Annotated in this window: 18 protein-coding genes; 8 read left to right on the forward strand and 10 right to left on the reverse strand. The window is 43.4% G+C overall.

Going from position 1 to position 20,736, the window contains the following annotated elements; all coding sequences use genetic code 11:
• Positions 1–66: 66 nt before the first annotated feature.
• The 5 genes from KFT32_RS09715 to KFT32_RS09735 all read right to left on the reverse strand — a co-directional run bounded on the left by KFT32_RS09715 (position 67) and on the right by KFT32_RS09735 (position 4,362).
• Positions 67–552 carry a hypothetical protein gene (locus tag KFT32_RS09715; RefSeq protein ID WP_211746987.1) on the reverse strand — a complete coding sequence of 162 codons (486 nt, stop codon included), beginning with the start codon at positions 550–552 and terminating at the stop codon, positions 67–69.
• A 17-nt stretch (positions 553–569) separates the two neighbouring features.
• Positions 570–1,022, reverse strand: a complete 453-nt coding sequence (locus KFT32_RS09720) for a hypothetical protein (RefSeq protein ID WP_211746988.1) — start codon at positions 1,020–1,022, stop codon at positions 570–572.
• 501 nt (positions 1,023–1,523) lie between these two features.
• Positions 1,524–2,405, reverse strand: a complete 882-nt coding sequence (locus KFT32_RS09725) for a sugar phosphate isomerase/epimerase family protein (RefSeq protein ID WP_211746989.1) — start codon at positions 2,403–2,405, stop codon at positions 1,524–1,526.
• Between the two features lie 38 nt (positions 2,406–2,443).
• Positions 2,444–3,301 carry a sugar phosphate isomerase/epimerase family protein gene (locus tag KFT32_RS09730; RefSeq protein ID WP_211746990.1) on the reverse strand — a complete coding sequence of 286 codons (858 nt, stop codon included), beginning with the start codon at positions 3,299–3,301 and terminating at the stop codon, positions 2,444–2,446.
• On the reverse strand, positions 3,298–4,362 hold the full coding sequence (locus KFT32_RS09735) for a Gfo/Idh/MocA family protein (protein ID WP_211747077.1): 1,065 nt from the start codon (positions 4,360–4,362) through the stop codon (positions 3,298–3,300). The genes KFT32_RS09730 and KFT32_RS09735 overlap by 4 nt, the downstream gene beginning before the upstream one ends.
• Before the next feature lie 181 nt (positions 4,363–4,543).
• Between KFT32_RS09735 and KFT32_RS09740 the strand changes: the two genes are divergently transcribed.
• From KFT32_RS09740 to KFT32_RS09750, 3 genes are all read left to right on the forward strand, one after another.
• Positions 4,544–5,422, forward strand: coding sequence for a helix-turn-helix domain-containing protein (locus KFT32_RS09740; protein WP_349304888.1), 879 nt, complete (start codon positions 4,544–4,546; stop codon positions 5,420–5,422).
• 270 nt (positions 5,423–5,692) lie between these two features.
• Entirely contained in the window at positions 5,693–6,991 is a 1,299-nt protein-coding gene (locus tag KFT32_RS09745; RefSeq protein WP_211746991.1) for an NCS2 family permease, read from the forward strand.
• 251 nt (positions 6,992–7,242) lie between these two features.
• On the forward strand, positions 7,243–8,925 hold the full coding sequence (locus tag KFT32_RS09750; protein ID WP_211747079.1) for a cellulase family glycosylhydrolase: 1,683 nt from the start codon (positions 7,243–7,245) through the stop codon (positions 8,923–8,925).
• 31 nt (positions 8,926–8,956) lie between these two features.
• Here KFT32_RS09750 and KFT32_RS09755 read toward each other — a convergent pair whose 3' ends face one another.
• A complete protein-coding gene (locus KFT32_RS09755; RefSeq protein WP_211746992.1) occupies positions 8,957–9,781 on the reverse strand; it encodes a helix-turn-helix domain-containing protein in 825 nt (274 codons plus the stop codon).
• A 144-nt stretch (positions 9,782–9,925) separates the two neighbouring features.
• On the opposite strand from KFT32_RS09755, the gene KFT32_RS09760 reads away from it, so the two are divergent.
• Positions 9,926–10,378, forward strand: a complete 453-nt coding sequence (locus KFT32_RS09760; RefSeq protein WP_211746993.1) for an SRPBCC family protein — start codon at positions 9,926–9,928, stop codon at positions 10,376–10,378.
• 93 nt (positions 10,379–10,471) lie between these two features.
• Here the strand turns inward: KFT32_RS09760 and KFT32_RS09765 are convergent, their stop codons facing one another.
• Positions 10,472–11,188, reverse strand: coding sequence for a serine/threonine protein kinase (locus tag KFT32_RS09765; RefSeq protein ID WP_249435780.1), 717 nt, complete (start codon positions 11,186–11,188; stop codon positions 10,472–10,474).
• Between the two features lie 147 nt (positions 11,189–11,335).
• Here KFT32_RS09765 and KFT32_RS09770 point away from each other — a divergent pair, with 147 nt between their 5' ends.
• Positions 11,336–12,259, forward strand: coding sequence for a PD-(D/E)XK nuclease family protein (locus KFT32_RS09770; protein ID WP_249435781.1), 924 nt, complete (start codon positions 11,336–11,338; stop codon positions 12,257–12,259).
• A 39-nt stretch (positions 12,260–12,298) separates the two neighbouring features.
• Here KFT32_RS09770 and KFT32_RS09775 read toward each other — a convergent pair whose 3' ends face one another.
• Positions 12,299–13,165, reverse strand: coding sequence for a helix-turn-helix domain-containing protein (locus tag KFT32_RS09775; RefSeq protein WP_211746994.1), 867 nt, complete (start codon positions 13,163–13,165; stop codon positions 12,299–12,301).
• A gap of 227 nt (positions 13,166–13,392) precedes the next feature.
• On the opposite strand from KFT32_RS09775, the gene KFT32_RS09780 reads away from it, so the two are divergent.
• Positions 13,393–14,622, forward strand: a complete 1,230-nt coding sequence (locus tag KFT32_RS09780) for an MFS transporter (protein WP_211746995.1) — start codon at positions 13,393–13,395, stop codon at positions 14,620–14,622.
• Positions 14,623–14,718: 96 nt separating this feature from the next.
• Here KFT32_RS09780 and ald read toward each other — a convergent pair whose 3' ends face one another.
• Positions 14,719–15,849 (reverse strand): alanine dehydrogenase, encoded by a 1,131-nt coding sequence (ald, locus tag KFT32_RS09785; protein ID WP_211746996.1) that lies wholly within the window; start codon positions 15,847–15,849, stop codon positions 14,719–14,721.
• 247 nt (positions 15,850–16,096) lie between these two features.
• On the opposite strand from ald, the gene KFT32_RS09790 reads away from it, so the two are divergent.
• On the forward strand, positions 16,097–17,755 hold the full coding sequence (locus KFT32_RS09790; protein ID WP_249435782.1) for a PucR family transcriptional regulator: 1,659 nt from the start codon (positions 16,097–16,099) through the stop codon (positions 17,753–17,755).
• Positions 17,756–17,857: 102 nt separating this feature from the next.
• Positions 17,858–19,288, forward strand: a complete 1,431-nt coding sequence (locus tag KFT32_RS09795) for a sigma-70 family RNA polymerase sigma factor (RefSeq protein WP_211746997.1) — start codon at positions 17,858–17,860, stop codon at positions 19,286–19,288.
• Positions 19,289–19,398: 110 nt separating this feature from the next.
• Here the strand turns inward: KFT32_RS09795 and KFT32_RS09800 are convergent, their stop codons facing one another.
• Positions 19,399–20,628 (reverse strand): aminopeptidase, encoded by a 1,230-nt coding sequence (locus KFT32_RS09800; protein ID WP_211746998.1) that lies wholly within the window; start codon positions 20,626–20,628, stop codon positions 19,399–19,401.
• Between the last annotated feature and the right edge of the window lie 108 nt (positions 20,629–20,736).

Below are 20,736 nucleotides of genomic sequence, written 5' to 3' on the forward strand. Positions count from 1 at the left end.
AGGCGCAGAAGCAAAGAGATACACCTAATCGGGATGTAAATGGAAACAGGTTTCGACCGTTTGAACTCACGAAAGAGGTATGAGGTTTAGCGTAATAAACGCGATGATTAACACTACAGATAAAGCATGGAATGGGACTTTGCTCTGCTTTTTATGCTCTACCCATACGCCATAGGAGCAGACGATTCCGATGCTCGAAAAGAACAATAGGAACAAGAGGCCCTCTGGAGAAATAAGAGAAGAAATGCGAGAGTTCAGCATCGCTGCACTTATTGTAAAAATAGCCGCTGGCAGTACACCGACTAGCACAAACAGGAATGTTTGCGTAAAGAGATTGTAGATACGCAAGGAACGAAGAAGGATGATGGAAAGAAGATACAACAAGATACCCACTGTGAAAAAGGTAGGGATGGACCAGGTAAGAAGGGTAGACAAGCCTTGTGGATGCAGTGGTTCCTTATATATAAATCGTAGCATCGAAGTGTAAACAATAGGCCCGGCGAGGTATCCGATCACGGCAACCCAGAGATAGAAATATAGCGAACGTGTCATACAACCCATCCTTTCCATTACTTTGATATCATTTCATCAAGTATTTTGATGAGCGCTTCCATGTTATAAACATCGTTATTTACTTTCCAAGCGTCGTTTTCTTTTAATAGCGTGATGATTCCGTCTAAGGCAATTTGCTCTTTTGCAAAAGACATCGTTCCTTTATAGCTGAGTTCAATCTCATCGTCAGATTGATTCTTCTTTGTAAATTCCAAATCACTGACTACAATTTCGCTTTGTTTGTATTGTGAGATGGCGAAAGCACGCTGGTACGTTCGGCTTGCCGCATTTTGCTCAAAGAAGACGCTAGTCATTAGCGGTTTAACCGATTCTTCTTTATTTCTAATTTGCTCCATCGACACTTCTGTATTTTGTGCTGGTTTACTCGCTTCAAGTTCAAGGGTCTTGTATTCTTTGGCAACTTGGATGGCTTTATTGATATCAGATTCCTTCGTAGAGCACCCGGACATAACGAAGGTGGTGAACAATACGATAAGGATAACGAAAAGTTTGCGCAGAGTTGATTCCTCCTCTAATAACTAATTATGGATATTTTACCATATTAGTTGTTTGAAAGGGATATAAGTTAATTAATATTAACTTACACATGTCAATCTTATATATATTGAGTTCGTTCTTTTTATTTGAGCTAATGCATTTTTTCGTATTTACCATATATATTCTTCTGTCCATCTCTAAAAGTAAAAAGGTCCGAAACCCACAATAGCGGTCTCGGACCTTCCATACGTCCCCCAATTTCAGTTTACTGAAGAGGGGAGCGGGATGGTGCATACATAAAGCTGGCTACAGCGCGAATGGTGCGTAAGGGGCTAGGGAGAAGCGGAGCGTTCGTATTTGTCTCTCTGAAAAGAACTGAAGGTTTCTTTTCAGAAGGCAACGACGATCGACCAGACCTCTTCGCCCACGTAGCGCCCAAAAGCCAGCCCTCAATACCCTGTCACCCACGCATCCTAGTACCCGCGATACTTTTTAATAAACTGAACGGCCTTCCGGATATCATCTTCCGGTGTAGCACCAACTTCACGTTCAATCGTCAGGTAGCCTTTGTAGCCAATCTCTTGCAGCGCAGCAAAGTACGCATCAAAATCAACTTGGCCTTCGCCCAGTGGAACTTCCAAGAATGCAGCACCGGAAGAAGCCATTTCGGCTATTTTTTCATGTGTCATACCTTCATAACCAAGGTATCCATATACTTCTTTCGGATCAATCGGTCTTGTTTGTCTACCGTCTTTCACATGTGTGTGAACGATATAATCTTTCAGAAGTTTTACACCTTCAACTGGGTCGTCACCTGTTACCATGACCATGTTTGCCGGGTCAAAGTTAACGGATACCCCGTTTGTGCTGAGCGTATCGAGGAAGCTTTTGAGATGAGCAGAGCGCTCAGGTCCGGTCTCAATCGCGAAGTAGGCATTCATGCTCTTAGCATATACACCAAGTTCCTCACATGCGGATTGCATAGCGGCATAGATGGGACTGTTCACATCATCTGGAACAATACCGATATGCGTTGTCACTACATCTGTTCCTAGTTCTACAGCTAGATCGAGAATTCGTTTGGACTGCTCAACTTTCTGAGCGTTCGCTGCTGCATCCTGGAATCCATGACCGCCAAGATCACCACAAAGGGCAGAAATTTCAAGACCTAGATCTGCAATATAACTTTTCAGCTCTTTACGAGCAGCGGAAGAGAGGTTCTCAGGCGCCATTTCGCCTGAAACTGCATAGATTTGTACACCTTCTGCTCCGACTTCTTTGGACTTTTTGAGACCTTCTCTTAGGCCAACTTGAAAACTGTCGGAAATGACTCCGATTTTATTAGTAAAAGACATGGTAATGCCTCCTTATTCATTGTGCTTACTATTTAATCTTAAGCTTCGTCCCAGAATCTCTTCACGTTAGCAAGACCAACACGAGCCCCAAACTCACAGTCCTCGACACCTTCAAACTCAAGGCTCAGGTACCCGTCATAACCCGAAGATTTAATTAATTTGATCACATCGCGCATAGGGATGTCACCTTGACCGGCTACGGCACCGCGCAGATAGTTACCCGCAGTCGTTCCGAAAAACCCATCACCTGGATGTTGTCCGGCAGGACGAACATAGAAGTCTTTAATATGCACAATGGATGCATAAGGAAGGTTGTTCTTCACAGCAGCGAGCGGTTGCTCATCTGCACATAGGAAGTTACCTACATCCAGTGTTGTTTTGAAATTCGGCATGTTTACCGCGTGAACTAAGGCTTGCACCCGGTCACTTTGTTGAATGAAATATCCATGATTCTCTACGCTCGTTGTAATCCCGTACTGGGCAGCATACTCAGCAATTTCGCGGCAAGCGGCTGCAAGACGTTCCAGATTGGCATTGAAATTAGCAATAGATACATCAGGAGTAGAAGCTACATCATGACGCATTAGCTTAACGCCGAGCTTGTTTGCGATATCCACTTCTTTTTTCACACGTGCAATTTCCTGCTCGTACAACTCGTCGCTGTCTACAAGGAAGTTGGCCCCGATCGCGTAGTTAGAAATTTCAAGTCCGCGCTCCGCTGCTTTGGATACGATGAGATCAATTAGTTCCGGTTGTTCTGTCAAGTTAAAACCAAGCGGAACAATCTCTACATGCTCACCGCCATGATCGGCTGTAAAATCGATGACATCGGCAACGGTCATTTTTCCTTTGCTAAGCGCTTGATACAAGCTGTAGGTGCTAAGTCCAAGTTTCATAGGTATACTTCCTTTCCAGTGCTAGCAGATTCATAGATACCACGAAGGATTTTCATTACTTCTACGCCGTCTTCAACCGGGCTGATCGGTTGTTTACCTGTCTGAATACATTCCACAAAATGATCGATTTCCGCTTGGAATGCTTTTTCAAATTGGAATCCTTTGCTGTCCGTTTGTGGGCTGATGTTGATGATCGTGTCATTTTTCTCGGTAACGATGACAACTTCCGGATCAATTTCGAATCCGCCTTTTTCTCCGTACAGTTTAACGGTTCCTTCGTTTTCTTTAGCGTGAAGGGTGAAGCTGACGTCAACCATCATTGTAGCGCCGTTCTCAAAACGAATGAGGGCATTCGCCAAATCTTCTACATCATTATCTTGTGTTTCCGGATTGTAATCCGCTGCTTTATAGGAAGAAAGATTTTTGATGTTGGAACGATCTCCGAGTTTGCGGTACGTGTTACCCGTAACGGATTTTACTTTTGGTCTACCCATCATGTACCAGCAAAGGTCGATAACGTGAACGCCAATATCGATCAGCGGGCCGCCGCCGGAACGTCTGGAATCAGAGAACCAGCCACCTGGGTTACCGAGTCTGCGAATGTAGGAAGCTTTGGCATAGTAGAGTTCACCAAATTCACCATCGTCAATAAAGGAACGAAGCATTTGTGCATTCGGATCATAGCGGCGAACAAAACCGACTTGCAAAATCTTGCCGGATTCTTCTACAGCTTTTTGGATTTTGTAAGCTTCTTCTACTGTACGGCAAAGGGGTTTCTCAACGAGAACATGTTTGCCAGCTTTCAGGGCTGCAATGGCGATCTCAGCATGCGTATCATTCCAAGTACAGATACTGACAGCATCGATTTCTTCATTCGCAAGTAGTTCATTGTAATCGCTGTATGCATGTGGTGCTTCATATTTTTCAGCCGTTTGCTGTGCGCGTTCGAGATTCATGTCGCATACGGCATGAAGCGTAGCATTCGGGTTATTTTTGTAAGGAGTTAAATGATATTGTGAAATACTTCCGGCGCCAATCACACCAATTTTAAGCGTTGTCATATGTAAATTCGTGCTCCCTTCATTTCCTGGAATAGGATATACTAGATGAGAAGAACGAGAAAAATAACCTTTCGTTTCTTTCAATCTAGAACTACCTTTATTGTAGTTAGACCTTTCGGGGAAAGCCATGTAGAGCGATGCTGATTATTTGAACAAATGTGCGGTAAATGGAGGGATGGTTGTGCTTAGAAACGCCGCTTTGCGGGAACCGATGGATATGCCTGATCCTCAATTTCCTCTGAAGCTTCATTATTGTGAGTCGACCGAAAAGGGACAGATTTTATTTCATCCACATTTTCATGAACATATGGAAATTTTATATTTTGTACAGGGAGAAGCGATCATTGATTGCAATTCCGAGAAAACGCTTGTCAAAGAAGGGGACCTCGTCGTCCTGAACAGTAACGATCTGCACCACGGAATTAATGTATCAGGACATGTACTATATAATGCGCTGATTACAGACCTGTCGTTATTGCAAAGTCCATCCCCTGATGCAGTGGAGACCAAATTTATAACACCGATGACCCAGAATAATGTCATGTTCAAAAATCATATCCCTGATGACAGTGAACTCCGGATCGCATTTGAACTCATTCGCCAAGAGTTTCGTAATAAAGAACTTGGTTATGAGCTTGCCATTAAATCAAGTATGTACCGGATGCTAACTTTGCTGTTCCGCAGACATATTGCTGAGTATATGCCGAGCTCGGTATACAACAGCCGCACCAAAAATTTGACGCGTTTTGCGCCGATTTTTAAATATATTGAGGAACATTATCTGGAAGAATTATCGGTGGAGCAGCTGGCCCAGATGGCCGGATTATCGCGTTTTCATTTTAGCCGTTTATTCAGTGAACTTACGAACAAGACGGTGACCGAATATATCAATCAATTTCGAATTAACAAGTCCGAGTATTTGCTCCGCAATACGGAAATGACCATATCTGAAGTAGCTCTTGCCTCTGGCTATAATGATATTTCGTATTTTAGCCGGACGTTTAAAAAGTACAAACAAGTACCGCCTTCTGTTATCCGAGGAACCATCAAAAGCGAATAATGGAAGCGATGTTCTTGTTAAAGTTCGGAAATCACCGTGAATTTTTTGAGAAATGGTTGACATCCTTTGTTATATTTAATATCCTTGGTACTGTCCTTCCTACAAGAACTGTTATTTGGACAGGATTGATTTACTGCTTTACACTTCAGTCATTCGTATTCCATCCTACTTACGAATATAGGAGCGTATATTTTCCCATCCTATATAAGATGTAGGATTTTTTTTGGTTTGACGCGAAGACTAATACAATTCATGGAGGCATAGCTTCAGATGGAAAACTGGTTCAAATTAAAAGAGCGAGGCACGACCGTTTCGACGGAGATTATAGCAGGTCTCACTACTTTCTTTACGATGGTTTACATCGTAATCGTAAATCCCGGAATGCTCAGCAGTACGGGAATGGATTTTAACGGCGTATTCATTGCGACGGTGCTCGCAAGTATTATTGGTACACTTATTATGGGACTTGGCGCCAATTATCCGATTGTCATTGCACCGGGTATGGGGCTTAATGCTTTCTTCGCATATAGTGTTGTTGCAGGTTACGGGGTATCTTGGCAAGTTGCACTCGGTGCCGTATTTATTGCCGGTATCTTGTTCGTAATTCTGTCGCTTACTTCGTTCAGGTACATGCTGCTTGATGCGATCCCATCCAGCTTGAAACACGCTATTACGGCAGGGATCGGGCTGTTCATTACTACGGTTGGACTTCAAAATGCAGGAATTATCGTTGCATCCGAATCCAATCTTATCACCATTGGTGATTTGGCAGAGCCGATGACACTGCTTACGATCATTGGACTGCTCATCACGGTCGTTCTAATGTCTTACAACGTAAGAGGGTACTTGTTTATTGGGATGGTCGTTACCGCCATCATTGCGTGGTTTATGGGTCTGCTTCACATGCCAGAATCCATTATTTCCATGCCGCAAGGGATGGCAACTACGGCATTTCAGTTAGACATCGCAGGTGTTTTCTCAAGCGGGCTCTACACCGTTATTTTTACGTTCCTGCTCATTACCTTGTTTGATACAACAGGCACCATGCTTGGCGTTGCAGAAAAGGCAGGTCTGATTAAAGACGGCAAGTTCCCTCGTTCGAGAGGTGCACTTCTTGCAGATGCAGTAGGTACCACTTCAGGAGCTCTGCTCGGTACAAGCCCAACTTCAGCTTATATTGAATCAAGTACAGGGGTAGCAGCTGGAGGACGAACAGGTCTTACAGCCGTTGTCGTAAGTGTACTGCTTGCACTGACCTTGTTCTTCTCACCGATTATTGGAGTGTTATCCGGCATACCGGCGATTACAGCCCCAGCATTGATCATTGTTGGATACTTCATGATTAATGTGATTAGCAAAATCAACTGGACGGATATGGAGGAGGCTTTCCCTGCGTTCCTCATCATTATCCTTACACCGCTGTCCCACAGCATCGCTACCGGGATTGGCGTAGGATTTATTTTCTATCCTTTACTTAAGCTGTTCCGTGGTAAAGGGAAAGACGTGCATCCGATTTTCTATATCTTTGCTGTATTGTTCTTTATCCAGCTGGTGTTCCTCGATCACTAGATCATCGTTTTTGTTTCATAAAAATGTTCAAGCCCTCATACTACAGCTAGTACTTTGCTGTGGTATGAGGCTTTTTTGTATTGAATTATAGCGATTCCAATATGTATCACTAATTTACATATGAATTTACCATAAATTAGCATGGTAGTAGATAAATCATGATTATGATATCTTCTTTAGGAAGCGCTTCCAAAATTTGTTTTATATAAAGGAGATGTATAAGGTTGAATCGAAAATGGAAATCTACGCTCATGTTTTCTCTCGTTTTTGCACTCGTTTTGTCCCTGTTTTCATCTGCCTTCAAAGCTACCCCGGCTGAAGCAGCAGCGGCTACGGCAACGAATATTCAGTCCTATGTAAGTGATATGCAGCCAGGATGGAATCTAGGGAATTCTCTTGATGCAGTAGGTGCGGACGAGACCGCTTGGGGCAATCCGCGTATTACAAAAGAACTCATTCAGAAAATTGCAGCACAAGGATATAAAAGTATTCGAATTCCGGTTACCTGGGATGCTCATATCGGGCCAGCGCCAACCTATACGATTGAGGCAGCTTACTTGAACCGTGTTCAGGAAGTGACGCAGTGGGCTCTTGATGCAGGACTGTACGTGATGATTAATATACACCATGATTCCTGGGTCTGGATCAGTCAAATGGAGAAAAATCATGATCAGGTACTGGTCAAATACAACGCGGTATGGAAGCAAGTGGCAGACCGTTTCAAAAATCATTCGAACAAATTGATGTTTGAAAGTGTGAACGAGCCTCGCTTTACCGACGGAGGAACAACGGATGAAGAGAAGCAGTTACAGATGCTCGAAGAATTAAATCTTTCTTTCCATAAGATTATTCGCGAATCTGGAGGGGGAAATGAGGCGCGTCCGCTCGTACTGTCTACACTGGAAGCATCTCCATCTCAAGATCGTATGGATGCACTTTATAGCACCATTACGAAACTCGACGACAAGAACATCATCGCAACGGTTCATTACTATGGTTTTTGGCCGTTTAGTGTAAACATAGCTGGATACACACAATTTGAGAACGATACTAAGAACGATATCGACCAAACTTTTAATAACGTATACAATACATTCATTGCCAAAGGCATACCAGTTATTTTAGGTGAATATGGGTTGCTTGGTTTTGACCAAAGTACAAACGTAATCGAACAAGGTGAAAAATTAAAGTTTTTTGAATATCTTATGAATGTGTTGAAACAAAAAAACATCACACATATGCTGTGGGATAACGGGCAGCATTTCAGCAGAACGGAGTACAAATGGTCTGATCAGGATCTTTTTAACACAATAAAAGCAGGTTGGAAAACACGTTCTGCCACAGCTGCTTCAGATCTGATTTTCGTGGAAAAGGGTGCTGCTGAAAAGGACAGACATATCCAGCTGAACTTAAACGGTAACCGGTTAACAAAACTGAGTGTTAATGGGAAGAAACTGGTGAAAGGAAAAGATTATACACTTGCTGGTGAGCGTCTTACTATTAAAGCTGGCCGTTTGACGGAGCTGACTTCTTCAGGGGAGTATGGAGTTAATGCGATAATTACAGCGGAGTTCAACAAGGGAGCAGACTGGAAATTCCGTGTGATCTCGAATAGTAAACCTCAGCTACAAGATGCAGTAGGAACTACGAGCGATTTCGCTATTCCTACTACCTTCAACGGAGATCTACTTGCTACCATGGAAGCTGTTTATGTGAATGGTGGAAACGCAGGTCCGCAGAACTGGACTTCCTTTAAAGAATTCGAATACACATTTAGTCCTTCTTATGACAATGGGAAAATTACGCTCAAACCTAATTTCTTTAATGAAGTGAGCGATGGCGAAGTGATTCTTACATTCCATTTCTGGAGCGGAGAAGTTTTGTCTTACAAAATCCAAAAAAGAGGAACAAGTATTACGGGTACTGTAATGTAAGTTTTCGATAGACAAAGAGGGTCACACCGGATTAAGACGGGGTGGTCCTCTTTTGTTCACTGCGTGCATATGCTTCCGGCGTCGTACCGATGACGGATTTAAAGTCTTTAATAAAATGGGACTGGTCGTGATATCCAAGATCCATACTTAACTGTAGCAAATGAATGGAGTTTCCTTGATCCAGTAATTCAGCTGCATTTTGAAGTCGGTAGAGCCGAATGACGGTCTTGGGACTGAGACCCACATATTGCTGGAACAGGCGCTGGAGTTTTCGTTTGTTTATTTGAAAATAGGCACAGACTTCATCCACTTTGGTAATTTCATGATGAACCTGTATATAGGTAGTGATCCGCTCCACTTCAAGTGCGCTCTCATCGACTCGTGGCAGTAAGGGGAGTAGAATGCGATCCATTCGCTGCACCAGTTCATTATGAGAAACCTGTCTGTCTAGAAAAAGTATCTCAAGTTCCTCATTCGTCTGCGGCAGAAGAGACTCAGCTCGGAGAGGGGTGTCTGCTAATTCGCTAATGGGCTTGTTATACCAGGAATAAAAGCCAGCAGGCTTGAATTTGATCCCGAATACGCATCCTTGCTCCGTTAGCTGATGACTATATTTTCTCGCGGAAGGACCGAAAAAGAACGTACGTCCCTGATCGATGATCAGATTCACACATGGATTAGGAATGACGTTCTGGGAGAACGTCTCTCCAGAAGGCAAATTCCATTCCACAATCCAATAATGTTTGACGAACGGACGTAATTCCTCACAGGGCTGATAACGTTCCAATGTGAAAAATTGTTCACCTTGCTCACGATGAAGCAAGCCGAGACTTGGTTTATTTATTGATTGTGACATGAGGTCGCCTCCAGCGGACGTCGCGTTTTTACGATACTTTTTACAGACCGAGAGCCTATGATGGAATTACAACTTCAAGAAGTTGAGTAGAGAACATCGGATGCTGTTCTCCACTACAAATCATAAATAAGGGAGCGATATATAGTGGAAGCATTACAATACGAATTTTATATCGGAGCAAGTCCGGAACAAGTATGGGATACGCTATTTAAACCTGAGAATACACAAAAGATATTCTATGGCTGTACGCTCGAATCCTCTTTCACTGTCGGAGAACCGTTTGAGTATGTAGGACCGGGAGAAGCAGGGGAGAACACTGTTCATGTATACGGAGAAGTACTGTCGTATGAACCCGGCGTGAGGTTCAGCTGCATTGAGCATCCAGGCCCTTCATATAAAGAGAATCATACCGAGTTAACTTCACGGATGACGTATCTTTTTGAACCGGTGGGGGAATGTACGAAATTAACGCTAATTAATGATCAGTGGGCGGACAATCATCCATCTTACGAGAGTACAAAAACACACTGGTGGATGATACTAAGTAATATCAAAACACTTGCTGAGACAGGCAAAACGTTAAACTTTGGTTTCTAAAATAGGACGTGCTCTATTTAGAGCTTAGGCTAAACGAATAAGTAGGAATGTAAAAAACTCCCTCGCTGTCAGCAAGGGAGTTTTGAACATAGATTACTTTTTGTTACGAGATAGCTTATCGTATAAACGAATCACGCGAGATGAGAAATCTTCAAGATTCATAGAAGCTTTATTACGGCGCTGATACCACTTTTTAACGGTCTCAATGACCCACTGTGGTACCTTAACATCACGGAAGCGAGGGTACACGTGGTAGTAAGCCCAGACGAGATGATCCCACCGCTGATCATCGCCTTCCTTAACATACTCTGACACATCGAGGACCTTGCCTCGTCCATTCTGGTTCAGTACATTTTTAAGGTGAATGTCACGCGGATTAAGGCCAACACTTTCTGCATAATCGCGCGCTTCCTTCACATCAAGGATGACCTGCTCAGGAACGGGGATTCCCTCCATAAGACAATCTTCGAGCGTAGGTCCTTTCTCCATACTGAGCACGATGTAGCGATTTCCTTCTCCATAACAGGTTGCAAAAAAAGGAGAACCTGCGAGCCGATCATAGACTGCTTTTTCTGTTTTTTTCTTATCCACTGCTTCGGGAGAATATATTTTAAATGCAAATTCAGGCAATTGATCTATCGTAAATACAGCAGCATCCGTTCCCATGCCGATACAGTTGACGCCCGGAACCTCTCCTGTGATTTTGACCAGTTCGTTATCGCTGCTGCCATGGATTTCGATCTGATCCAAGAGAGTATCAATTTGCTGTAAATCGGGTAATTCCATCCTGTGATTATTATAAATATTCATGTGTGACAACCCCTTTATTTTTAGAGCCCTGTCTTGTCTGGTACATATAAACAGGAATAGGCCGCCAATAGAGTTATATTCGTAATCTATGATAGAATACAATACAACAAAGCGATGACTGATTGCAAAGAAAGGCAGCAGATACATATGATGACAACGTACCCTCCATGGTCATACTCAGGTTCCAGAGCAGGCATATTTGATGAATGTCTTCGTAAATATTATTACCATTACTATGGCTCTCATAACGGTTGGAAGCTGGAAACAGCAGATCCGGATCAAGTGCAAACCTATCGTTTGAAGCAACTTAGCAATCTCTATCTCGTATTTGGTAACCTAGCACACCAAATGTGTGAGTCGGTGATTCGCAGCTGGGAAAGAGATCGAAAAGCACCGGATTCTACTTTTTTGCACCAGAAGATGAGAGAACTGCTGAATCAGGCGTATAGGGAGTCGCAGGATGTGAAAGGCTGGCACCTCAGTCCTAAATATCAAACGATGTTATCTGAGATCTATTATGAGGAAGATGACAAGCTCTCAGAACGGATCTCCTCCATTAAATCCCGTATGGAAACGGTGGTCGACAAGCTCTACCAAACGAGAACGTGGAAGGAAGTAGAGAGTGGCGCCGCCCATATTATGGAGATCGAGAAGTGGGATCATATGATCTTGCACGATACAAGAGTTTACGTGAAAATGGACGTGCTATATCGGAATGAAAAAGGACATATTGTCATTGTGGACTGGAAGACGGGCAAGGAAAATGATTTTACAGACCAGCTTTATCTCTATGCGCTCTATGTACACGAGCATTACAATGTTCCTTATGAACACATCGAGATGAGAGTCGAATATTTGCTCACCGGGAATAGCGAAACCTATCAGGCCACGCAGCAAGAAATTGACGAGGTGTCTGCATCCACTTTGAGATATATCGAAGAGATGAAGACTTGTCTCGCAGATGATTATTATAACCGTCCGAAAGACATCTCCTTTTTTACACCTATGCCGTCACGAAGAGTGTGTGGTGAGTGTAATTTTCGTGAGATTTGCAGCTCCCGGGCGGTCTAATGATGGACACTGGATGACTCCGGTGTCTTTTTTTCGTATCTATGGACTCCGCAGAAATTCGCTTCCCTCGGGGTAGGACAGATTTTTTTTGTGATTTTCCCGATACTGTCTGGGAGACATGCCTACCATTTTGGTGAACAAAATCGAAAAGTAATTCGGATTTTCATATCCGGTTAACTTTGCAATTTCCCACACTTTCATCTCCGTTTGTACGAGGAGCCGGGTTGCCTCACCCATTCGCCGCTGAATCATGTAATGGATTGGGGAGGTCGAGTAACTATTTTTGAATATATGAGCTAAATAATATGGACTGATATTAAAATGTTCTGCCATTTTTTTGAGATTCAGCGACTGAGTATAATTCATATCAATAAATTCCTTAATGTGGATTGCGATCTGATGCCTACTAATATCGGAAGCAAGACTCTGCTTGCCGAGCATACGTGAGACGAGTAGAAGTATGGACTGAAGCAGGTGTCCGCAAATTTGCTCATGTCCTTCGTCCTGGATGGAAGACTCCTCAAATAAGAGCTCCATAAGCGTAATTAATTCAGTAGAGTATGTATTGGCACGAATGACGGGTTCTCTGCCTGCTGGAATAATGGATTCTCTGGTGGAGGAGAAGCCGCAATAACATATATATATTGGTTTGTCTTTGGAAGATTTTTCGGCATGAAGTACTCCCTTATTATAAATAAGAACATCCCCCTGGGCTGCAAAATATGCCGTATCGCCAATCATAAACTGGCCTTCCCCTTCTTTAATAACCAAAATTTCATATAAATCATCATGTTTATGGCTAGGAAACTGCCAGTCTGGGTTGTTGTTTACATGTCCTGTGTAGAGCAGTTGATCGACTAATTTGACTGAAGCAGAATCAGCTACCCAGGCATTGATTTCAGGCATATCATTCCTTCCTTCCGTACATAAATCCTTTACGTCTAGTTAAAAGTTCACCATGGAGATGAACAACTGTCAAGTGTTCCATTTTCTACATAGGGTGATGATCCTCAGGAAAGAAATAGCAAGATATATAACAACGTCACAAAAGCCAGCAACATGTTTGATTGTATAACCCGAGTCACAGCCGTAAGCTGTATAAATAACAGATTAGATAAATAAAGGAGAACATCATGCCGTATCCAAAGGAAAAAGGATTAATCTTTTCGTTTACATTTATGGCGTTTATTCTGGGGACGACGGAATATGTCATCGTGGGTCTTTTAAGTGAAATTGCAGGAGATTTTGGAGTAACTCTTGCGGCAGCCGGAATTTTGATCTCCGGTTTTGCACTGGCTTATGCCATCGGAACTCCACTGGTGCTGAGTGTTTTGGGTCATTTGCCAAAACGGTTTCTCATATTAATGGGAATTACGCTAATCATCCTGTTAAATATGTTAAGTGCGCTCTCTACGTCTTTTGCGTTCCTTATGGGAACAAGGGTAGTTACTGCCATATTGTGCGGACTTTCTTTATCGCTGGCTATATCCGTGGCAAGTGATTATGTGGAAAAAGCGAGACGTGGACGCGCCATCTCCTATATTCTCGGCGGGTTTACGATTGCCAATGTGTTTGGAGTTCCTATCGGTACCTTTGTAGGCCAACATTTTGACTGGCCAGCCACGTTTATTCTTGTTTCTATTCTAGGAGCGGGAGCACTAATCATGAACTGGATCTATATTCCTAGAGGAATACCTGTGGTGAATGTATCGGCGAAAGAACAATTTATTCTGCTTGCGAACTACCGCATTTTACTTGCCTTTTTTATTCCTGCGATGGGAACTGCAGCAGTCTTTACGGTATTTACCTACATTACGCCCATCATGGGAAAGGTCATGCAGCTGCCGAGTAGCTTGTTCAGTACGGTCTTGTTTGCATACGGCCTTGTGACTATTGTAAGTAATTTGATAGGGGGCAGAATTGCTTCCGGTGACTACGTCGGCAAACTTAGAATTGTTTTTATCCTTCAAGCGGTAATCATGGTCTTGTTTGGGATAACGGCCACCGTGCCGGTAATCGGCTTAATTAGTCTTATCTTGATTGCTTTAATGTCCTATATACTAAATGCTTCAACTCAGCTGTATTTGATTGATCTTGCTTTTAGATACGTTCCAAGGGCCAAGGATTTTGCTACTTCATTGATGCCTGTTGCGAATAATCTAGGAATTGCGATCGGATCTTTTGTAGGGGGGGCGATGATCGATATTGGGGGGCTAACAACGTTACCATGGGTTGCTGTGGGATTCACAGTGATCGCCCTTGTGATCACGGCAGTATCACATCGTTTGGATCGCAAACAAAATAGAATGAATTCCGGTACGATTAAGGATGGAGATTTCACCTCTGCTGAAGCACATATGTAATTTGAAATTGTGTACTGAATTGGATGCAAGAAACTAAAAAAGAGATTGCTATCGTAGATTTCTACGTTAGTAATCTCTTTTTAATACAACTCGAGGTTATTGAACTTGGGAAGCTTCAGCTATAGCTCGCTCAGCAGGGATATAACTATAACCTAGATCTCTTGCAACCGCCTCGTAAGTGACTTGCCCTTGGAATACATTCAGGCCTGCACGTACGGCGGGATCAAGCTTCAAAATTTCCAGCGCTCCGCGGTCAGCAAGCTTCAGGGCATACGGTAAAGTGGCATTCGTAAGACCCAGTGTAGAGGTACGTGGTACCGCACCTGGCATATTCGCTACTGCATAATGGACTACGCCGTGTTTTACATAAGTCGGGTTATCATGTGTCGTGATATGATCAATCGTCTCCACAATACCACCCTGATCTATAGCGACATCCACAATAACGGAACCGGGACTCATTCGTTTGACCATGTCTTCCGTAACGAGACGAGGAGCTTTGGCACCTGGAATCAGCACTGCACAGATCAGAAGATCAGAAGAAGCGACGGCTTCGGCAATGTTTGCTGGTGTAGATACAAGGGTGTGAATACTGTTACCAAACAGATCGTCTAGCTCGCGTAACCGATTTACACTCAAATCAATGATTGTAACGTCTGCTCCAAGTCCAATCGCGATCTTGGCTGCATTCGTTCCAACAATTCCTCCGCCAATAATCGTTACTTTGCCCCGGCTTACTCCAGGAATGCCCGAGAGGAGAATACCTTTTCCACCCTTATTTTTCTCCAGCAGCTGTGCACCAATCTGTGCAGACATTCGGCCTGCAACTTCACTCATTGGTGTGAGTAGTGGAAGAGTTCCACCTGTGGTTATCGTTTCATAGGCAATCGCAATAACGCCACTGTCTACCAGTGCTTTGGTCAAAGAAGGCTCGGCCGCAAGATGAAGATAGGTAAACAGAACAAGGCCAGGTCTGAAATAACCATATTCACTAGATAAAGGTTCTTTTACTTTCATAATCATGTCCGCTTTATTCCATACAGAGGTTACATCCGCCAGCTCGGCTCCTGCAGCTGCATATTCAGCATCGGTAAAACCGCTGCCTATACCTGCACCAGATTCCACGTAAACCTGATGTCCTTTGCGAACGAATTCAGCTGCTCCTTGCGGCGTAAGAGCCACTCGGTTTTCATTATTTTTAATTTCTTTCGGTACACCAACGATCATGCGAATCACCTCGTGATTTAGAGTGGGAGTTTACTAAAGTTTTATTATTTTGAAGTGGAAGGTAAATCATGTTATTGCTTTTTTTATAATGCGTGTTAGCTATACTACAATTTTATGTGGGAGGGTGTGAAAATGCATCTTACTTAATGTCTATTATTTGCGAAAATAGCAGGACTTTATGTCATAATGGTTGAATATCATGTATGGTATTTTGATGAGTATGTAAATAAATTTGACATGGTGGTGTATGTTTCTGAAAAAAACACAATCTCTTACAATTAAAGATGTGATGAGCAGACCCATTTTTAAAAGAGCTCATATTGCAGCTGGTTTACAAGGTGGGCATCGACAGGTCAGATGGGTACATGTCCTTGAAATTACGAATATAACTCCCTATTTGAGTCGTGGGGATTTAATCTTGTCAACGGGTCTCTGGCTCAAAATCGAGCAGGAGCGTAAACAGTATTTGATGCAGCTTATTCAGAGTGAAGCCGCCGGACTCTGTGTAGAGTTCGGGACAAGTATAGAGAGTATCCCTCAAGATGTACTTGAGCTTGCAGATGAACATCAATTTCCCATCATTGTGTTTGACCGTCCTGTAAGGTTTGTGGAGATTACCCAGGACATTCATTCGTACATTATTAATCGCCAGCATCAGTTATTGAAGGATCTAGAAACGTACTCACGTAAAGTTCAGCAATTGACCCTCCAAAGCACGGATATATCCAGTATTTTGCGGCTGCTAAGTGAATATGCGTCTCAGCCTGTCGTATATGTATCTTCTCTTGAACACAATCGGTTTTATCCAAGTGTATCCCCGGAAAGGGCTGCTGCCATTGCCGATGTTTACGCTCGCGAGGTAGAGCACAGACCGCTCGGAGGTCAGGAGTCTAACATTCTAGCAGAACTTTCAGAGGATCATTATGTACTGTTTCAGCCGGTCGTTATTTTCGGTCAGGTGTTCTCAGCGGTTGGAATTGTTACCTCGGAGCAGCCGGCAGAGGCTTTATCTCTGCTGCTCGATTACACCGCCAAAGCAGTAGCCACGTTATTACTTCGCACCGAATTTCTTGAGGAAAAAATGCTTCGGAATCAAAATAGTATTTTGCAGGATCTATTGAATAATCGTATTCATAGTGAAGAACAGGCACAAACCAGTATGGGCCTTCGCTTGCTAGTGAAGGGGCAATATTTGTTTCTCGGTGGGGTCCTTGAAATCGAACACCGGGCAAAAAATATTGAGCAAGAGCGGAAGGAAGCGAACCATCAAGACATGATGGTGCTGCTCCGTTCTTTACTGAAAAAGAATAATGTTCCTCATCTTGTCATGATGAAAATGAACCAAATTCACGTGCTGTGTGCGAAGGAATCGCTGACCAAGGATACTGCGGTGAATTTGATGATGACGCTGCGGTCTATCACAGAGGATATATCGGAATTTGCCGTGCAGCTAGAGGGGGTTATCATTCATGCAGGTTTTGGAAAAGTGAGGCAGAAGATGACGGAGTCCCAGGTAAGCTTTGCAGAGGCGTACCAGGTCATTGAAGTGAGCCGGAGTGTAGACTCGATGAAGGATGTTTTATTTTATGACAAGCTGGGGGTCTATCAATTGCTAAAGGCAACACCGTATACTTTTCTACAGTCTTTTGTAGATGACCATCTAGGTGTGTTAGTTCGTTACGATGAGAAGCATGACCTTCATCTGCTGGATACACTAAAGGCGTATATGGACTATTTTGGTTCTAAACTCGAGACAGCTAAAGCACTCTATATTCACCGCCAGACGCTTTATAATCGGCTAGATAAACTGGAGGAACTATTAGGGGAAGACTGGCTTGCCCCGCACCGTCGAACCTCTATCGAAATGGCTTTACTTGCCCATGATATGCTGCAGCATAGTCAGTAGATCTGGAACGAATAGATCTATGAAAAATAAATAATTTTAAAAAGTAACCAAATGCGTTAGTAGAGACACTTATATATAGAAAATCAGGAGAGGAGATTGATCTTGCGAGCATGGATAATTAAAGCGCAAGAGGGTGATCCGGAAGCATTTCAGGAGCTTGTACGGCATTTTAGCGGAATGGCCCATGCGGTGAGTTATCAAAAGCTTGGAGATTTCTATTTGGCACAAGATGCGGTGCAAGAGGCATTTACGGAAGCTTTTCTTAAGCTAAACACTTTAGAGCATGTAGAAGCATTTCCGGGATGGTTTCGCGTAATCGTCGAACGTAAAAGCTACCGGATTTGGCAACAGCACAACAAAGTTCAGGAAATGGGTCTGGAAGGAATACAGGAACAACAAATATTGCAGCAGGAGACGGTAGAAGATCAGGTCAGCAGAATTCAACTGAATCAAATGATTCATGAAGCGGTTTCGGCCCTGCCGACACGGAGTAGGGTGCCCGTGCAACTCTATTATTTTTATGGTTATTCCATCCGTGAAATTAGTGAATATCTGGAGACATCCATCGCTGTACTAAAGAAGAGGTTATTCGATGCACGTAAGAAGCTGAAAGATAAGCTGCCTGTGGCAGACTTCATTGCTGTATTTCATGATTTGTATGAGGGAGGAAGTAAAATGTTACATATTGTGAATGGAGATTCGGTTGCTGAGAAGTTGAAGCAGGGTGTGGTACAAGGGGATATTCTGGTGTGGAGAGAGATTTATACGGTAGGTCCTTTGTTCGAAGATATGAGCACGGAAGCTCACAAGACGAGTCGTGCGAAATATCTTGAGCAGAACTTAGGGATTCCCGCTAGCGAATATGTAAATGACTGTAAGCAGCAGGAAGAGCAGCTTGCTGCGTTTCGGAAATACGATGAGGTGGTACTCTGGTTTGAACATGACTTATTCGACCAGACCATGCTTTGTTATCTTTTGTCTTTTTTTGCTCATCAGGATTTGGGTAACACGAGACTGAATCTGCTTACGATTGGGGAGTTTCCAGGGATTGAGCTGTTTCGTGGATTAGGACAGTTAACAGCAGAACAGCTTAAGACCTTATCCGGAACGTGGCAAATTGTGAGTAACAAAGAGCTTCTACTAGGGGATGCGCTGTGGAAAGCCTATTCTGCAAGTGACACATTACAGTTAAAGCGTTTACTTGATAGCGATACATCTGCCTTACCATTTGCTAAAGAAGCGTACCTTGCGTATCTATCCCGTCTACCCTCTGAACAGGATGGAATCGGAAGTGTGGAGCGAGAAGTGATGAAAGAGATCGCTGCTGGAGAGCATTCCCCTTATGGATTGTTTAGAAAAGTAGGAGATACACTTCATCATCTGGGCATGGGGGATTTAGAATTCTGGTATGTGCTTCGGAAAATGGCAGAAGGGCCGCGCCCACTCATTGAGCTTGAAGGAGCAGAGGACTTTCCAAACTACTCCGCGCCAGGAGGAGATAACTTCAAAAGTGCTTCGATTTATCTCAGCTGAGCCCCTTTTGATTCACGGATTCTAGGATGCAATTCTACAAATGGAAAAGAGGTTGTCCGAAGTCACCTTACGGTGAATAGGGACAACCTCTTTTTTGTCTTCAGCGCAAATTAAAACGCCCAGTTTCCTTGTTTAAATACAGGCTCTTCTGTACCGTCAGCCGTAATACCATAGATATCAAGTTCAGCGGAACCGATCATGAAATCCGTGTGCACTGTGCTGGTGTTCAGACCATGCTCGTTTAACTGTTCAGGGGACATTTCTGTTCCTCCCTCGATACAAGCAGAATAAGCACTGCCGATAGCAAGGTGACAGCTCGCGTTTTCATCGAAGAGTGTTTTGTAGAATAGAACACCGCTATCGGAGATAGGAGAATGGTGAGGTACAAGGGCAACTTCGCCCAGGTAATGAGCGCCTTCATCCATGTTAACGAGACCCTTCAGCGTCTCTTCGCCTTTCTCCGCAGTGACATCTACTACGCGTCCGTTCTCAAATGTAAATGTAAAGTTGTCGATAATATTGCCGCTATAGCTGAGTGGTTTCGTGCTGGATACTTTACCATTCACACCTGTACGTAATGGAGCAGAATAGACTTCTTCTGTAGGAAGGTTTGGTACGAACCATACGCCTTTTTCATTTTCCTTGTTACCGCCAAGCCAAATATGGTTCTCTGGGAGTTCCATCGTAAGGTCTGTACCTGGTGCAACATAGTGAAGTTTTTTATACTGTTTTTCGTTTAAGTAATTGCTTTTTTCTTTGAGCGTTGCGATATGTTTCTCCCAAGCGCCAACCGGATCAGGCTGATCGGCACGCACCATTTGGAAAATAACGTCCCACAGCTTTTCTATCTGCTCATCTGCTGGCAAGTCAGGGAATACTTTGGCAGCCCATCCTTTGGAAGGAGCGGCACCGAGCGACCAGCTTACTTTAAATGATTGTGTCAGTTGACGGAAACGAGTAAGTGCAGTGCTGAGTGTTTTGTTAGCATTGATAATTTTTTGGGAAGGTACACCTGCTAATAGGTCTGGATCATCGGACTTAATAGTAATGAAAGCTGCGCCATTCTCCGCTTGTTCTACGCGTTCTGCCGCTGTATGTTTTGGTACATCAAGGAAAGATTCTTCGGAAGCCATATCGTACTGGATGCGTGATACCGCATCGTCCGACCAGTTTACTTTGACTTGGTAAGCACCTGCTTCGTATGCTTTCTTGACGATGGCACGAGCCAGTTCAGGTACTTCAATCGATATGTTCAGGACGACGGTTTGTCCCTTCTGTACATTTACCCCGACTTTCACGAGTAGTTCTGCATAATTGTCCAGCTTGGTTTGAAAATCCATATCGGGTCATCTCCTTTTTTGTGATCCGTTAAAATAAACATCGCTTCTAGTGTACCGCTATTTTCCAAGGAATCAAAGTGTATGTAATACTTGTGTTATATATTCTGT

The sequence above is a fragment of the Paenibacillus sp. Marseille-Q4541 genome (assembly GCF_018310695.1).
In the GTDB taxonomy this organism is placed as follows: domain Bacteria; phylum Bacillota; class Bacilli; order Paenibacillales; family Paenibacillaceae; genus Paenibacillus.

Coding starts and splice junctions, on each gene's coding strand:
- KFT32_RS09750 (WP_211747079.1), top strand. CDS start 7,243: ATGTTTTCTCTCGTTTTTGCACTCGTTTTGTCCCTGTTTTCATCTGCC.
- KFT32_RS09730 (WP_211746990.1), bottom strand. CDS start 3,301: ATGAAACTTGGACTTAGCACCTACAGCTTGTATCAAGCGCTTAGCAAA.
- KFT32_RS09770 (WP_249435781.1), top strand. CDS start 11,336: ATGATGACAACGTACCCTCCATGGTCATACTCAGGTTCCAGAGCAGGC.
- KFT32_RS09790 (WP_249435782.1), top strand. CDS start 16,097: ATGTTTCTGAAAAAAACACAATCTCTTACAATTAAAGATGTGATGAGC.
- ald (WP_211746996.1), bottom strand. CDS start 15,849: ATGATCGTTGGTGTACCGAAAGAAATTAAAAATAATGAAAACCGAGTG.
- KFT32_RS09780 (WP_211746995.1), top strand. CDS start 13,393: ATGCCGTATCCAAAGGAAAAAGGATTAATCTTTTCGTTTACATTTATG.
- KFT32_RS09765 (WP_249435780.1), bottom strand. CDS start 11,188: ATGAATATTTATAATAATCACAGGATGGAATTACCCGATTTACAGCAA.
- KFT32_RS09775 (WP_211746994.1), bottom strand. CDS start 13,165: ATGCCTGAAATCAATGCCTGGGTAGCTGATTCTGCTTCAGTCAAATTA.
- KFT32_RS09720 (WP_211746988.1), bottom strand. CDS start 1,022: ATGTCCGGGTGCTCTACGAAGGAATCTGATATCAATAAAGCCATCCAA.
- KFT32_RS09745 (WP_211746991.1), top strand. CDS start 5,693: ATGGAAAACTGGTTCAAATTAAAAGAGCGAGGCACGACCGTTTCGACG.
- KFT32_RS09715 (WP_211746987.1), bottom strand. CDS start 552: ATGACACGTTCGCTATATTTCTATCTCTGGGTTGCCGTGATCGGATAC.
- KFT32_RS09735 (WP_211747077.1), bottom strand. CDS start 4,362: ATGACAACGCTTAAAATTGGTGTGATTGGCGCCGGAAGTATTTCACAA.
- KFT32_RS09800 (WP_211746998.1), bottom strand. CDS start 20,628: ATGGATTTTCAAACCAAGCTGGACAATTATGCAGAACTACTCGTGAAA.
- KFT32_RS09755 (WP_211746992.1), bottom strand. CDS start 9,781: ATGTCACAATCAATAAATAAACCAAGTCTCGGCTTGCTTCATCGTGAG.
- KFT32_RS09725 (WP_211746989.1), bottom strand. CDS start 2,405: ATGTCTTTTACTAATAAAATCGGAGTCATTTCCGACAGTTTTCAAGTT.